The sequence below is a fragment of the Azospirillum formosense genome, assembly GCF_013340925.1.
Lineage (GTDB): Bacteria > Pseudomonadota > Alphaproteobacteria > Azospirillales > Azospirillaceae > Azospirillum > Azospirillum formosense.
The window spans coordinates 1-14,155 of record NZ_WHOR01000147.1; the positions used below are offsets into that span (position 1 = coordinate 1).

The 14,155-nt window shown below is 69.7% G+C and carries 17 protein-coding genes and 1 pseudogene; 12 read left to right on the forward strand and 6 right to left on the reverse strand.

Going from position 1 to position 14,155, the window contains the following annotated elements:
* From GBZ26_RS18260 to GBZ26_RS18270, 3 genes are all read left to right on the forward strand, one after another.
* Positions 1 to 710: alginate O-acetyltransferase AlgX-related protein (locus tag GBZ26_RS18260; protein ID WP_174440058.1), on the forward strand; the 710-nt coding region annotated here is incomplete at its 5' end.
* A 29-nt stretch (positions 711 to 739) separates the two neighbouring features.
* Positions 740 to 1,768, forward strand: coding sequence for a glycosyltransferase (locus GBZ26_RS18265; protein ID WP_174440059.1), 1,029 nt, complete (start codon positions 740 to 742; stop codon positions 1,766 to 1,768).
* Positions 1,768 to 2,697: a glycosyltransferase family 2 protein gene (locus GBZ26_RS18270; RefSeq protein ID WP_246653535.1), complete on the forward strand. Its 930-nt coding sequence runs from the start codon at positions 1,768 to 1,770 to the stop codon at positions 2,695 to 2,697. Before GBZ26_RS18265 ends, GBZ26_RS18270 begins: the two co-directional genes overlap by 1 nt.
* Before the next feature lie 24 nt (positions 2,698 to 2,721).
* Here GBZ26_RS18270 and GBZ26_RS18275 read toward each other — a convergent pair whose 3' ends face one another.
* Positions 2,722 to 4,224 (reverse strand): asparagine synthetase B family protein, encoded by a 1,503-nt coding sequence (locus tag GBZ26_RS18275; RefSeq protein ID WP_174440060.1) that lies wholly within the window; start codon positions 4,222 to 4,224, stop codon positions 2,722 to 2,724.
* Positions 4,225 to 4,454: 230 nt separating this feature from the next.
* Here GBZ26_RS18275 and rpmH point away from each other — a divergent pair, with 230 nt between their 5' ends.
* From rpmH to GBZ26_RS18305, 6 genes are all read left to right on the forward strand, one after another.
* A complete protein-coding gene (rpmH, locus tag GBZ26_RS18280) occupies positions 4,455 to 4,589 on the forward strand; it encodes a 50S ribosomal protein L34 (protein WP_014239280.1) in 135 nt (44 codons plus the stop codon).
* 5 nt (positions 4,590 to 4,594) lie between these two features.
* The gene (rnpA, locus tag GBZ26_RS18285; RefSeq protein ID WP_174440061.1) at positions 4,595 to 5,077 is read left to right on the forward strand and encodes a ribonuclease P protein component; all 483 of its coding nucleotides are present in this window, start codon (positions 4,595 to 4,597) and stop codon (positions 5,075 to 5,077) included.
* The gene (gene yidD, locus GBZ26_RS18290; protein ID WP_079285227.1) at positions 5,074 to 5,394 is read left to right on the forward strand and encodes a membrane protein insertion efficiency factor YidD; all 321 of its coding nucleotides are present in this window, start codon (positions 5,074 to 5,076) and stop codon (positions 5,392 to 5,394) included. The genes rnpA and yidD overlap by 4 nt, the downstream gene beginning before the upstream one ends.
* Before the next feature lie 27 nt (positions 5,395 to 5,421).
* On the forward strand, positions 5,422 to 7,161 hold the full coding sequence (gene yidC, locus GBZ26_RS18295) for a membrane protein insertase YidC (protein WP_174440062.1): 1,740 nt from the start codon (positions 5,422 to 5,424) through the stop codon (positions 7,159 to 7,161).
* Between the two features lie 144 nt (positions 7,162 to 7,305).
* Positions 7,306 to 7,968 carry a ribosome biogenesis GTP-binding protein YihA/YsxC gene (gene yihA / locus GBZ26_RS18300; RefSeq protein ID WP_035674103.1) on the forward strand — a complete coding sequence of 221 codons (663 nt, stop codon included), beginning with the start codon at positions 7,306 to 7,308 and terminating at the stop codon, positions 7,966 to 7,968.
* Between the two features lie 4 nt (positions 7,969 to 7,972).
* Positions 7,973 to 9,241, forward strand: a complete 1,269-nt coding sequence (locus GBZ26_RS18305) for a cation:proton antiporter (RefSeq protein ID WP_174440063.1) — start codon at positions 7,973 to 7,975, stop codon at positions 9,239 to 9,241.
* Between the two features lie 18 nt (positions 9,242 to 9,259).
* On the opposite strand, the gene GBZ26_RS18310 is transcribed toward GBZ26_RS18305, so the two are convergent.
* Positions 9,260 to 9,505 (reverse strand): hypothetical protein, encoded by a 246-nt coding sequence (locus GBZ26_RS18310; RefSeq protein WP_174440064.1) that lies wholly within the window; start codon positions 9,503 to 9,505, stop codon positions 9,260 to 9,262.
* Positions 9,506 to 9,674: 169 nt separating this feature from the next.
* Between GBZ26_RS18310 and argB the strand changes: the two genes are divergently transcribed.
* From argB to GBZ26_RS18325, 3 genes are read left to right on the forward strand one after another with little or no spacing between them, the layout of a single operon-like run.
* Positions 9,675 to 10,574 carry an acetylglutamate kinase gene (argB, locus tag GBZ26_RS18315; RefSeq protein ID WP_035674113.1) on the forward strand — a complete coding sequence of 300 codons (900 nt, stop codon included), beginning with the start codon at positions 9,675 to 9,677 and terminating at the stop codon, positions 10,572 to 10,574.
* Positions 10,575 to 10,598: 24 nt separating this feature from the next.
* The gene (locus tag GBZ26_RS18320; RefSeq protein WP_174440065.1) at positions 10,599 to 10,913 is read left to right on the forward strand and encodes a hypothetical protein; all 315 of its coding nucleotides are present in this window, start codon (positions 10,599 to 10,601) and stop codon (positions 10,911 to 10,913) included.
* A 14-nt stretch (positions 10,914 to 10,927) separates the two neighbouring features.
* Positions 10,928 to 11,911 carry a magnesium transporter CorA family protein gene (locus GBZ26_RS18325; protein ID WP_174440066.1) on the forward strand — a complete coding sequence of 328 codons (984 nt, stop codon included), beginning with the start codon at positions 10,928 to 10,930 and terminating at the stop codon, positions 11,909 to 11,911.
* A 14-nt stretch (positions 11,912 to 11,925) separates the two neighbouring features.
* Here GBZ26_RS18325 and GBZ26_RS18330 read toward each other — a convergent pair whose 3' ends face one another.
* From GBZ26_RS18330 to GBZ26_RS18345, 4 genes and pseudogenes are all read right to left on the reverse strand, one after another.
* Positions 11,926 to 12,186 carry a hypothetical protein gene (locus GBZ26_RS18330; RefSeq protein ID WP_174440067.1) on the reverse strand — a complete coding sequence of 87 codons (261 nt, stop codon included), beginning with the start codon at positions 12,184 to 12,186 and terminating at the stop codon, positions 11,926 to 11,928.
* 88 nt (positions 12,187 to 12,274) lie between these two features.
* Complete coding sequence (locus tag GBZ26_RS18335; protein ID WP_174440068.1) at positions 12,275 to 12,817, reverse strand: MAPEG family protein; 543 nt, start codon at positions 12,815 to 12,817, stop codon at positions 12,275 to 12,277.
* Between the two features lie 6 nt (positions 12,818 to 12,823).
* Positions 12,824 to 13,780, reverse strand: coding sequence for an acetyl-CoA carboxylase carboxyltransferase subunit alpha (locus tag GBZ26_RS18340; RefSeq protein WP_035674125.1), 957 nt, complete (start codon positions 13,778 to 13,780; stop codon positions 12,824 to 12,826).
* Between the two features lie 87 nt (positions 13,781 to 13,867).
* Positions 13,868 to 14,155: pseudogene (locus tag GBZ26_RS18345) on the reverse strand (hypothetical protein); the annotation flags it as partial.

Consider the following 14,155-nt stretch of genomic DNA (forward strand, 5'->3'; position numbering starts at 1 on the left):
CGGGGGTGACGACGCTGCGCCCCCTCGCCGTCGAGCCCCTCAACCGCCAGCCCCTAAACCGCCAGCCGCGGCCCCTGGAGCGTGCCCGCGCGCAGGCCTGGAACCCGCCGCCCGTCGGCCACGCGCTCGACCTGCTGGTCAAGGCGCTGCCGCGCGCTCTGCTGAACGTCACCAGCGGCCCGGTGGAGGAGCGGTCCCTGGCCTATGCGGGCCTGTTCAGCTCCGCCGCCGCGACGACCACCCTCTTCCGCACCGAGGATTTCCAGCCCTGGCGAACCGACCACCGCCTGCTGGAGGAGCGCCGCGCCGGGCTGCACGCGATCCAGGACGCGGTGGAGGCCAACGGGGTGACGCGCTTCCTGCTGCTCATCGCGCCGGACAAGGGGACGGTGTACGCCGACTTCCTGCTCGATCCGCCACCCCGGCGGTCCGCGGTGGACGAGGTCATGGCCGCCGATCCGACGCTCCAGGCGGTGCCGCTGGCCGCCGGCCTGACGGCGCTGGCCGCCGGCGGGGTGCGCGACCTCTACGCGCCCAACGGCAGCCGCTGGGGACTGGAGGGGCAGCTCTACGCGGCGCGGACGGTCGCCCGCAAGCTGGGGCGGCTGGGCGTGCTGTCCGGCGCCACCGACCCCTCGCCGGACGTCGCCATCCTGCCCTGCCGGTCGGGCAAGGGCGACTGCACTCCCACCCGCACCCAAACAGACTGATGGACAGGACCAGGAGGAACCGCCCAGCCATGGCTCAGGACCAATTTTCGGCAAACAGCGTCCCGGCGGACATCGCAAACAGCGTCCTGGCGGACGTGGCCCACGGCGTCGTGGCGATCGTCGTCACCCACAACCGCCTGCCGCTTCTCGCCACCTGCGTCGCGGCGATCCTCGGGCAGCATCCGCGGCCGGAGCGGCTGGTGGTGGTGGACAGCGGCTCCAGCGACGGCACGCCCGAGTGGCTGGCCGCGCAGGCGGAGGAGCGGGGCGAAGTGCTGGTCGTGGTGCGGCAGGCCAACTGCGGCTCCGCCGGCGCCTACCACACCGCCTTCGAGACGGCGCTCGGCCTCGGCGCCCGCTGGATCTGGAGCACCGACGACGACGGCATCCCGCAGCCCGGCGCGCTGGCCGAGCTGCTGGCCCAGGCCAAGCACCACGGACTGTCCATGGTCGGCCCGCTGGTGCTGGCGGCGGAGGACCGCACCACCCTGGCCTTCCCCATGCAGGGCACCCGCGACCCGGACAGCCTGATGGCCCGCGCGGTGGACGGGCTGACGCCGGGCACCATCGCCCTGTTCAACGGCACGCTGATCGGGCGGGCGGTGTTCGAGCGGATCGGCAACGTGAAGCGCGAGATGTTCATCTGGGGCGACGAATACGAGTTCACCCTGCGCGCGCGCCGCGCCGGGCTGAAGGTCGGCACGGCGGTGAAGGCGCTGCACATCCATCCCGGCATGTCGCGGACGGAACACAAGGTGCTGGGCGGCCGGCTGGGCACGGTGGAGACGATGCGGGCCGACCGGGCGCCGCATTTCTTCCGCAACATGGGCTACATCCACGCCAACTACGAGAAGGCCGGGGTGATCCCGCGCATGATCGCCAAATACACCGCATATTATCTGGCGAACCGGGACTTCCGGGGCCTGCGGGTCTTCCTGGACAGCTACCTGTCCGGCCTGCGCGACGAGTATCCGGAGGAGTTGAAACGCCCACCGGTCCGGTTGCCCCTGCCCGAGCGGCCGCGCGCCGCCTCGTCCTCCTCCAGCGAGGTCGCCTGATGCCCACCGTCAGCGCCGTCATCGCCACCTTCAACCGCGCGCCGGAGCTTCGCACCGCGCTGTCCCGCCTGCTCGCCCAGACGCACCCCGTCGCGGAGATCCTGGTGGTGGACGACGGGTCCACGGACGGCACCGACGCCATGGTGCGGGGGGAGTTCCCCACCGTCCGCTACGTCCGGCTGCCGCACAACGCCGGGCTGATCTACGCCCGCAATTTCGGCTTCGTGAACACGGCGGGCGATTACGTGCTGTCGGTGGACGACGATTCCTGGTTCGCCGAGCCGGACGGCCTCGCCCGCGCGGTGGCCTACATGGAGACGCACGTCGACGTGGCGGCGGTGGCCTGCAACATCGAGACGCGCGACGGGCTGGTCTATTTCCCGCGGCAGGCCGATCCCTTCGACGCGCCCTGGTACGTCGGCTGCGGCCACCTGCTGCGCCGCAGCGCGGTCGCCGCCGCTGGGCTCTACATGCCGGAACTGTACCGCCAGGGAGAGGAGAAGGACCGCTGCCTGCGGCTGATCGGCGCCGGCCACCGGGTGGTCGCCCTGCCCAATGTCATGGTCTATCACGACAAGAGCGAGAAGGGCCGCAAGCCGGGGCTGGAGCGCTTCTACAACCACCGCAACGACCTGATCCGCGAGATCGCCCGCTGCCCCGCCGGCCTGCTGCCCTGGCGCTTCGCGCGGAGCTGGATCGGCAACAGCTGGAAGAACCTGCGCCACGGCCCGCGGCTGACCGACCTGAAGGTTCTGCTGGCCGTGCCGGAGATCCTCCGCATCGGCCTGAAGCACCGCGCGCCCGTGAGCGAGGACGCCTACCGCCGCTGGCTGCACCTGTCAAAGACGGCGGCCCCCAATTCTCCTCCCCTGCAAAGCGGGGGAGGGTCAGGGAGGGGGCAAGCGCCCATCAGCCGCACCTCCCCCTGAAGCCACCACCCCTGAAGCCGCACCCTACGCCGACGTCCGCGCCAGATGGTGCCCGATCGCCGTGCGCAGCTTGTTCAGGCGGCGCGGCAGCTTGCGCAGCTGGCGCAGCACGGCCGGCTGCGGCGGGTTGATCGGCTCGCTCAGCAGGTCGGGGGCCATGCGGCGGATCAGCTCCGCCTGGTGCTGGCTGGAGCGGCGGACATCCACCGGCATGGCCAGGGCGATCGCCAGGAAGTCCGCGCAATTGCCGACCTGGAAGAGCTGCCGCCCGGTCAGGTCCACCCCCTGGTCGATGGCCGACAGCCAGCCGGCCACCCGCTGCTCCAGGTAGAAGCGGTCGCGCAGGTCCATCGTCCCGCCCGGCAGGACGTCCGGCGTCCGCGCCACCCAGGCCAGCCACTCGCGCAGCGCCTCGCAATGGGACGGCGGGTTGTAGAGCTTGCCGCGGAAGGCGTCGAACATCCGGGCGGCGGTGTCCTCGCCGTCGGCGGCAAGGCCCGGCGGAATCTGCCCCCAGTAGAAGCAGCGCGCCACCTCGAAAACGCCGCCGTGCAGGACCACCGCGCCCTCCGGCACGCCGTCCCAGGCGCCGTTGGCGTAGAACTCCCCGTCCATCGCCGCGGTGTGCCCGCCGGTGTGGGCGGCGTAGTCGCGCGCGCGCTGGGCGTCCAGCGGCGGACAGGGGATCAGGTGATGCTCCACCCCGGCCAGCCGGGCCAGCTTCGGCGGCAACTTGCGGTCGCCCGGCGTCAGGTCGCGATGGTCGAAGGTGAAGGTCGCGAAGGGCACCCCGGCCTTCTGCGCGGCGGCCAGCAGCAGCCGCGTGTCGTAGCCGGCGGTGAGCTGGAGCATCAGCGGGCGGTTGCCGCCCTCCGGCCCCGACAGCGTCCGGTGCAGGTTGCGGATGGCGGTGACCAGGATGGACTCCATCCGCTCATAGGCCAGCGAATCGGAAAATCCCGGTGGAACCGCCGGGAAGGGCCGGCGGAAGGTCAGGAAGCCCGGATCGTCCATCGGACGGGCAGGGTCGAGCACCTGGGTCGGCAGCAGCCGGCGCACCCCGGCCAGCCCGGAGCCGGGCAGCGGGTACCAGTCCAGCCCGGCCTCGTGCGCCAGCGGGCGGCGGAAGCTCGCCTCCTCGCCCAGCAGCTCCGCCATCACCCCCGCGCTGGAGGTGAGGGTCAGGGCGCCGTCCACCATCCCGTAGAAGCAGCCGAGCGTCCCGCCGGTATCGAGATGGACCGCGCGGTTGTTGAGCAGCAGCCAGCGTCCCGTCCAGGACCGGCACAGCTCCGCGATGTCTCCGGCGCGCGACGCGGCCAGCGCCTCCTCCGGGTCGGGGCGCGCCGGGTCGGTCTGCACGGGGAGCCCCAGCAGATGCCAGACCGTCTTGTCGGCGCCCAGCACGCGCCGGACCGGCAGGTCGGGACAATGGGACAGGACGAGCCCGCCGATGTCACGGCTCACCCAATCCGGACGGAGCGCGTGGGTGTTTTTGGACACGATGAATTGCCGCCGGTGCAGCATGCCGACTTCCCCCGGACCTTTCGCGAATGTCAGGGGGTAAACACGCCGCACGGCAAGGGAGGCAGGGCCCTACCCCTTTTCACCCTCCTTTGCGCCACCCTTCTTGCCTTTGCCCATCCGAACGGAGAATATTTCCCACGCTTGGGTGGCAGCGCGTGATTGACTCCGGGGGTCGGTACCTCTATACAGCGGGGCTCATTTTTTGCCCTGAGATCGAGGAGTATGGTGCCGTGAAACGCACGTTCCAGCCCAGCAAAATCGTGCGCAAGCGCCGGCATGGCTTCCGCGCCCGCATGGCGACCGTCGGTGGCCGCAAGGTGATTGCCCGCCGTCGCGCCAAGGGCCGCAGTGTCCTGAGCGCCTGATACGCATGGCGGCGCCGGACCCCAGGGTCGGGCGCCTGAAGCGGCGGCCGGAGTTTCTGGCCGTGGCCGGTACACGGCGCAAGCATGTGGCTCCCGGCCTTATCCTGCAGGTGCGCCGACACGACGAACGGCAGCGGCCCGCCCCTGGCGAGCCGCCGATTCGTCTTGGCCTGACGGCGAGCCGCAAAGTGGGGAACGCGGTCGTGCGCAATCGCGCACGCCGCCGCCTTCGCGAAGCGGCCCGCCAAATTCTGATCGCCCACGCGGCCCCCGGTCACGATTTCGTGCTGGTGGCCCGCGCCGCGACGGCCGAACGGCCGTGGACGGAGCTGTTGGGCGATCTGATCGCGGCGCTGAAACGCCTTGGTCTGTGGCGCGACGTCTCTAAGAGCGATGCGTCCAAGAGCGAGGTGAATGGCGGGCCAAACGCCGTCAAACCCAACGGCGGGACCGGCAACGGTTCCGGCGGCGGGGAGGCCGGCGCGTGAGCCCGCTCGCCTATTTTCTGCGCGCGCTCGTGGTCGGCTATCAGTGGACCCTGTCGCCCTTCATCGGGTGGCACTGCCGATTTCAGCCGACCTGTTCAAACTATGCGCTGGATGCGCTATCTAAGCACGGAGCGATCCGGGGCAGTTGGCTGACCGTCCGGAGGCTTCTGCGCTGCCATCCCTGGGGCGGGTGGGGATATGATCCCGTGCCCGAGCCGGGGCGGTCCACCCGCTGTTCGCACGGGCCGGACGACGCGGCGCATCGATGCAGCAATTCGCATGCCGGCCTGAAAACCGGCGTTCGGCCCCCTTCTTAACAGAAGGCCCACGGCAACCGGGATGCCATGACCGATCAACGCAACCTCATCCTCGCGATCGCTCTGTCGATCGCCATCCTCCTGGGATTCCAGTATTTCTACGATGGACCCCGGGTGAAGCAGCAGCAGGCTGCGCAGCAGGCCGCCCAGACGGAGCAGTCGGTCGCCCCCGGCGCCGCGCCCGCTCCGGGCGCCGCTCCCGGTTCGGTGCCCGGCACGGCGGCTCCCGCCACGGTCCGCGACCGCGCCGGCCTGCTCGCCGAGCAGATGGCCGCCGGAACGCGCGTCAAGATCAACACGCCGTCGCTGCACGGATCGGTCAATCTGGTTGGGGGCCGCATCGACGACCTGACGCTGGCCGACTACCGCGTCACCCCCGATCCCAAGAGCCCGGAAATCGTCCTGCTGGCCCCCGCCGGCACGCCCGAGGCCTACTACGCCGAGTTCGGCTGGGTTCCGGAGGACAAGTCGCAGCCGGTTCCCGGCGCCGACACCCGCTGGACCGCTGCCGGCACCGCGCTGACGCCGGACCAGCCGCTGACCCTGACCTGGGACAACGGCAAGGGCCTGGTGTTCGAGCGGACCATCGCGGTCGACCAGAACTTCATGTTCACGGTCACCCAGAAGGTGCGCAACACCGGCTCCGCCCCGGTCAGCCTGCTGCCCTACAGCCTCGTCAGCCGCGCCGGCACGCCGCACACCGACGGCTACTACATCCTGCATGAGGGCCCGCTCGGCGTCTTCGACGGCAAGCTGAACGAGCACAAGTACGACGACCTGCGCAAGGCCGGCACCATCTCCGCCCAGTCGACCGGCGGCTGGATCGGCATCACCGACAAGTACTGGCTGGTCTCGCTGGTCCCCGACCAGAAGGCCCCGATCACCGCCCGCTTCGTCCACTCCGCCCCCGGCGCCGCCGACCGCTATCAGGTCGACACGCTCGGCAAGGCCGTGGAGGTCGCCCCCGGCGCCACCATCGAGCTGACCGACCGCCTGTTCGCCGGCGCCAAGCAGGTCCGCCTGCTGGACGACTATTCGGACAAGCTGGGCATCGCCAACTTCGACCTGGCGATCGACTTCGGCTGGTTCTACTTCCTGACCAAGCCGTTCTTCTACGGGCTGGACCTGCTGGGCCGCCTGTTCGGCAACTTCGGCATCGCCATCCTGGTCTTCACCGTGATCGTCAAGGCGGCCTTCTTCCCGCTGGCCAACAAGTCGTATCACGCGATGGCCAAGATGAAGAAGCTGCAGCCCAAGATGATGGAGCTGCGCGACCGCTTCGGCGACGACAAGGTCCGCCTGAACCAGGAGATGATGGCGCTCTACAAGCGCGAGAAGGTCTCGCCGGTGTCGGGCTGCCTGCCGATCCTGATCCAGATCCCGGTCTTCTTCGCGCTGTACAAGGTGCTGTTCGTGACCATCGAAATGCGGCACGCGCCGTTCTTCGGCTGGATCCACGACCTGTCCGCGCCCGATCCGACCACCATCTTCAACCTGTTCGGTCTGATCCCGTGGCAGCCGCCGCACATCCTGATGCTGGGCCTGTGGCCGATCATCATGGGCATCACCATGTACTTCCAGCAGAAGCTGAACCCGGCACCGCCCGATCCGGTGCAGCAGAAGGTGTTCCAGTTCCTGCCGATCATCTTCACCTTCATGCTCGCCAGCTTCCCGGCTGGTCTGGTGATCTACTGGGCCTGGAACAACACCCTGTCCATCGCCCAGCAGTGGATCATCATGCGGCAGGACGGTGTGAAGGTGACCTGAGGGTCCGTTCCACCTGACTCCCGGCTTCCCTGACTTCAGGGCACTGACCGCCGGCAAGCGCCTCCCTTGACGGGCGTTTGCCGGCGGTTATGTTTTGGGCCGGTCACGATCATCCGCACCCCGTGTCTTTCGAAAGCGCCGTCCATGACCTCTTCCAGCAGCTCCCCGATCTCCGGTTTCGACGAGGAGGCCCTGGAAGCGGGGCGGCTTCTGTTCGCCAAGGAATGCGATTTCATCTGGGGCGCCCAGACGGCGGAGCAATTGCCGGAGGCCGACCTGCCGGAGGTCGCCTTCGCCGGTCGGTCCAACGTCGGCAAGTCCAGCCTCGTCAACGCGCTGACCGGGCGCAAGACGCTGGCCCGCACCTCCAACACGCCGGGCCGCACCCAGCAGCTCAACTTCTTCAACCTCGGCAACCGGCTGAAGCTGGTCGACATGCCCGGCTACGGCTACGCCAAGGAATCGAAGGAGAAGATCGAAATCTGGAACGACATGGTCCGCCGCTTCCTGCGCGGCCGCGTCACGCTGCGCCGGGCCCTGGTTCTGGTCGATTCGCGCCACGGGCTGAAGCCCAACGACGAGGAGATCATGACGATGCTCGATCAGGCGGCGGTTCCCTACGTCGTCGTCCTGACCAAGTCGGACAAGGTGCGGTCGCAGGAGCTGGCCGAGGTGAGCAAGCGCACCGTGGCGGCCATCAAGAAACACCCCGCCGCCTTCCCGGAGATCCACGCCACCAGCGCCGAGAAGGGCCAGGGCATCGCAGAGCTGCGGGCCAGCCTCGCCCAGCTCGCCAGTCTGGGATGACCCGATGGCCGTCGAACCGACGCCGGCCCTGCTGTTCCTCATCCAGGCCATCCTGCTGATCGCCGGCCCGTTCCTGCTGTGGCGGCTGTCCGGCCTGAAGCATGTGGTCCCGATGGTGGTCATCCAGATCCTGTTCGGGATCGCGCTCGGCCCGTCGGTTCTCGGGCAGGCCGCCCCGGAGCTCTGGCAACCGCTGTTCGCCGCGGAGGCGCTGGCGCCGCTTTCCGGGCTGGCTCTGCTCGCCGTGGTCTTCTTCGCCTTCCTGACCGGGCTGCATCTCGATCTGGAGGGGTTCAAGGGCCGCGGGCGCGCCTTCGTCGGCGTCAGCCTGTCGAGCATGCTCGTGCCGACGCTGCTCGGCGGGGCGCTCGGCGGGTGGATCGTCGGCGCCTTTCCCGAAATGGCCGGGCCGAAGGCCGACCCGCTGCTGTTCGCCGCGGGGTTCGGCATCTGCGTCGGGGTGACCGCCCTGCCGGTGCTGGGGGCCATCCTGCGCGAGATGGGGCTGATCGGGGAGCGGGTCGGGCAACTGGCGCTGGGCTACGCGGCGGTCAACGACGCGCTTCTGTGGATTCTCATCACCGCCGTGCTGGCGCTGGCGGCGGGGGGAAGCGGAGGCTTCGCCGGGGTGGCGCAGATCGCCGTGCTGGGCTTCGCCTATCTCGCCGCGACGGCGCTGTTCGCCCGCCCCCTGCTGACCCGGCTGATGAACCGCATCGCCCCGGACGGCGCGGTGGGCGACAGGGTGGTGGTGGTCACCTGCGCCGCCCTGCTGGGCTCCGCCGCGGTGACGGAGCTGATCGGGCTGCATTACATTCTGGGCGCCTTCGTCGCCGGCACGGTCATGCCGCGGCGGCTGGCGGCGGCCATCCTGGACCGGCTGGAGCATTTCGCCACGCTGATCCTGCTGCCCTTCTTCTTCACCCTGACCGGTCTGAAGGTCAATCTCGACCTCGCCGCCTCGGCGCAATGGTGGGTCTTCGCGCTGGCGACGGTGGCGACCATCCTCGGCAAAGTCCTGGGCACCGCCCTGCCCGCCCGGCTGTCGGGCGAGAGCGCCGCCGATTCCTGGCGGCTCGGCACGCTGATGTCCTGCAAGGGGCTGATGGAGGTCATCGTCCTGACCATCCTGCTGGAGGCCGGGGTGCTGTCGGAGGCCTGCTTCTCGGCCATGGTGCTGATGGCGGTGGTGGTCACCGCGCTGACCCAGCCGATGACGCTGCTGGCCGGACGGATCGCCGGCCGCCGGGCGGGCCACGCCGGCACAGCCTGACCCGTCAGCCGGGCTCCCTCAGCCGGGCTTGCGCACGTTCCCAGTCACAACCGGATCGGCGCCCGGCCCCTCGGAATCCAGCCCGCCCGACTTGGCCTTTCCGCCCCCGCGGGCCTGCTCCTTCAGCGCCTTGTTGGCCTCCGTCACCTCTTGGGCGTCGGGCGAGCCGTAGATCTCTTCGGCCCGCCGGGCGGTCTCCTCCATCTCGGCCTTGTGGGCCTCGGTGAAGGGGTTGCGCGGGGTCGGCATGATGCGGTCGTTCATGACCGGGTCCTTGAGCGGTTCGTCCTGCTTTGGCGAACCGCCGGGCGCGGCAAGGGTTCCCGAACGCGGCGCCCGCCTGAAAAAGCCCCCTAGGCACCCCCCGCGCTTTCCGTTAAAGAGTCGACCGACTCTCACCCGACTGGCCCACCCCGACGAACGGCTCCATCCCGTGCAGAACACGACCCGCGACGAGTGGCTCGCCAAGGCCCGCACCCTGTCCGAAGCCCTGCCCTACATGCGCCGCTACGCCGGGCGCACCTTCGTCATCAAGTACGGCGGCCACGCCATGGGTGACGACAGCCTGGCGGAGAAGTTCGCCCGCGACATCGTCCTGCTGAAGCAGGTCGGCATCAACCCCGTGGTCGTGCACGGCGGCGGCCCGCAGATCGGCCAGATGCTGCAGCGGCTGGCCATCAAGTCCAGCTTCATCGACGGCCTGCGCGTCACCGACAAGGAGACGGTCGAGGTGGTCGAGATGGTGCTGGCCGGCTCCATCAACAAGCAGATCGTCGCCGCCATCAACAACGCGGGCGGCCGCGCCGTCGGCCTGTCGGGCAAGGACGGCAGCCTGATCACCGCGCGCAAGCTGCGCCGCACCCAGCGCGACCCGGACAGCAACATCGAGAAGGTGCTGGACCTCGGCTTCGTCGGCGAGCCCTATCAGGTTAACCCGCAGATCCTCACGTCGCTGGCCCAGTCGGACATCATCCCGGTCATCGCCCCGATCGGCTTCGACCGCAACGGCGACACCTACAACATCAACGCCGACACCGCGGCGGGCGCCGTCGCCTCGGCGCTGGGCGCCACCCGCTTCTTCCTGCTGACCGACGTCGCCGGCGTTCTGGACAAGAACAAGGAGCTGGTGCCGCGCATGTCGCTGGATCAGGCGCGCGCCGCCATCGCCGACGGCACCGCGACCGGCGGCATGATCCCGAAGATCGAAACCTGCATCGACGCCGTCGAGCAGGGCGTGGACGCCGCCGTCATCCTGGACGGCCGGGTGCCGCACGCCCTGCTGCTGGAGATCTTCACCGAGGGCGGGGCCGGCACGCTGATCGGCCGCGAGTGACCGCATAAGCGAGGGGGACCCGCCATGTCCGACGTGCGCAAGGACCTGCTCCGCCAGATGAAGGCCATCCGCGAGCGGATGGACCCGAAGCTGCTGGAACGCGCCAAGCTGTCGGTCTTCGGCAAGGTCCCCTACGACCGCGACTCGGCAAAGGAAGCCGTCGGGCATTTCCTCGACTCCAAGGACGACGGCGGGGCCTTCCGGCGCAAGCTGGAGGCCGCGCTGCGCCAGGACGGCGCGCCCGTCGACCTTCCGGAAGGGGATGCCGCCGGGCAAACCGACAGCCCCGCCGGGCCGCCCCAGCCGCGCAAGCCGCGCCGCTTCGGCCGTCTCCTCTAAGGCGGGCCACCGCCATGCTCCACGTCTTCGCCTGCGACGGTGACCGGCTGCGCTGGGCCCGCGAGGCCGAGGGCGTCCGCACCCCCTTGCCCACCGAAGCCGTCTGGCTCGACCTGCAGAACCCGACTCCGGAGGAGCTGGCCCGCGCCGAGGCGCTGATGGGCATCAAGCTGCCGACTCGGGAGCAGATGGCGGAGATCGAGGAATCGAGCCGCCTGCGCGTCACCCCCGGCGCCATCCATATGACCGCGCTCGTCCTGGTCTGGGCCGACACCGACCAGCCGCGCATCGTCCCGGTCAGCTTCGTCCTGGCCGGCGGGCGGCTCGCCACCATCCACGCCGTCGATCCGCAGCCCTTCCTGGCCTTCCGCCGCCGTGTCACCCGCAGCGGCGGTGCGGAATTGACGGCCGAGGCGGTCCTTGCCGCCCTGCTCGACGGGGTGGTGGAGCGCACCGCCGCAGTCCTGCGCCGCGTCGGACTGGAACTGGACACCATGGGCAGCCGCGCCTTCCGCGGGCGCGCCCTGCCGGTCAAAGGCGAGCGGCGGGACGACACCCGCACGCTGAAGCGCATCGGTCACACCGGGCACCTGATCGGCAAGGCGCATGTCAGCCTGTCCACGCTCAACCGCCTGCTGACCTTCCTGGCCCGCGGCGAGGGCTGGACTCCGGCCAAGCGGACCCGGCGCTGGGCGCGCGCCGCCCTGCAGGACGTGACGGGGCTCGGCGAATACGCGCAGTTCCTGTCGGGAAAGGTCAGCCTGCTGCTGGACACCACGCTGGGCCGCATCAACGTCGAGCAGAACGAGATCGTGAAGATCGTCTCGATCCTGACGGTCGCCCTGTTCCCCCCGACACTCGTCGCCAGCGTCTACGGCATGAACTTCGTGACCATGCCGGAGAAGAACTGGACCTTCGGCTATCCGCTGGCGGTGATGCTGATGATCCTGTCGGCAGCGCTGCCGATGATCTACTTCAAGCGGCGGCGCTGGCTGTAGGGACCGTTCCGGGGTCAGCCGAGCCTGGAAGGCGCCGCTTCCGTCACCCGCGCCTCACCCAGCTTCTCCCGCGTTTCGGAGAACTGCCTGCGGACCTCGATCCATTCCTTGAGAATTTTCCCAAGCGCGAAGACGAGCAGGCCGTGCGCGGTGGTGATCTCCACGCCGATCAGGTCCTCCAGCATGGTGTCGAACAGTTCCAGCAACGCGGTCAGCAGAAGGATCGCGGACAGGACGATCTGAAGCAGCGAAGGGCAGCGGACAAGGAGCGTCATCGGTTTCACCGGCAATCGGACGGCATACGGCGAAATCTATGACACAAGCCGGAGGCGCTGGGGAGACGGGTTGTGGCCGTTCCACGCCTTAAACGACGGCGAGTACCAGCGCCCAGCCGAGCACGACGAGGTTGACGGTCAGCGTGACCGCCATGCCCGGCGCCCGCACATAGGGGTGGATCAGATAGCCCGCCCAGAACAGCAGGCGGCCCAGCACGAACAGCGCGGTTGCCAGCCGGGCGAAGCCCAGGTCGGGCAGCGGCATCTGCGCGACCAGCGCAGCCAGGGCGGGCAGGAAGATCAGCGTCTGCTCCACCGTGTTGGTCAACACGCGCTGGCTGACCCGGTAGAAGCGCGACTCGGCGTCGTCGATGGGATTCAGGGCGACGGAGCGGGCGCGGGCGACCAGCACCCCGCCCACCGTCAGGAACAGCAGCAGCGCCGGCCAGAGGGCGAGCCGCCCCCAGAAGGCCATGCGCGTGCCCGGATCGGCGATGCCGGGCGGCGGTGCGAACAGCGGCGGCAGCAGCCACAGGGCCAGCAGCGCCACGACCACCGCGGCGAGGTTGACGGTGGCCGCCAGACGCAGAAGACGGGTCTTGGAGGGACGGGTCTCCGGCGCGGCGGCCATGGCGTCTTACCCCAGGCCCTTCTGGCCCATGTCGAGGAACTTCTGGCGGCGCTGGGCGCGGATCGCCGCGCCGTCCAGCCCGTCGAGATCGCCCAGCGACTCCTCGATGGCGTCGCCCAGCGCCTTGACGGTCTCCGCCGGGTCGCGGTGGGCGCCGCCGATCGGCTCGCTCACCACCCGGTCGATGACGCCGAGTTCCTTGAGGTCGTGGCTGATCAGGCGCAGCGCGACGGCGGCCTCGCCGGCCATGTCGGGATTGCGCCACAGGATCGACGCGCAGCCCTCCGGCGAAATGACGGAGTAGATGGCGTGCTCCAGCATCAGCACCCGGTCGGCGGTCGCGATGGCGATGGCGCCGCCGGACCCGCCCTCGCCGATCACCGCGGCCACCATGGGCACGGTCAGGCGCAGGCAGCGCTCGATGCTCTTGGCGATGGCCTCGGCCTGGCCGCGCTCCTCCGCCTGGACGCCGGGGAAGGCGCCGGCGGTGTCGACCAGCGAGACGACCGGCAGATTGAACCGGTCGGCGAGGTCCATCAGGCGCTGGGCCTTGCGGTAGCCCTCGGGCTTGGCCATGCCGAAGTTGTGGCGCACGCGCGTTTCCGTGTCGTGGCCCTTCTCCTGCCCGATCACCACGACCGAACGGCCGCGGAAGCGGCCCAGCCCGCCGATGACCGCACGGTCTTCGGCGAAGCCGCGGTCGCCGGCCAGCGGCGTGAAGTCGTCGATCAGCCCCTTCACATAGTCCAGACAGTGCGGACGGTTGGGGTGGCGGGCCACCTGCACCTTCTGCGCCGGGGTGAGCTTCGCGTAGGTCTGCCGGAGGAGCTTGTCGACCTTGGTCTGCAGCTTCGTCACTTCGTCGGCGATGTTGATGTCGCCGGCGTTGGTCAGGTGGCGCAGTTCCTCGATCTTGCCTTCAAGCTCGGCGATCGGCTTTTCGAATTCCAGGAAGGTTTGCATGCCGGAAGGATCACGGACCGAATAGGATAGGACGCGGACGTCGCGGACCGGCCTTGGTACCACGGTGCGCGGCGGCGATGCCACAGCTTATCGCGCGAATCGCCGGCCAAAACTGACCAGAAGCACGCCCAGGACGATCACCGCCGCCCCGCCCCACACCCAGGGGGAATAGCGCTCGCCGAACAGCAGCGTCCCGGTGCCCAGCCCGACGGAGGTCGCCACGTAACCGATCTGGCTGAGATAGACCGGCCCGGCGACGACCTGGAGCCGGAAATACAGCACGTAGGTCAGCGCGGTCACCGCGATCTGGAGCAGGGCCAGTCCGGGCGCGAGGCCCAGCGCCGGCAGTTCCGCCACCGCCCCGGTGCCGAGCAG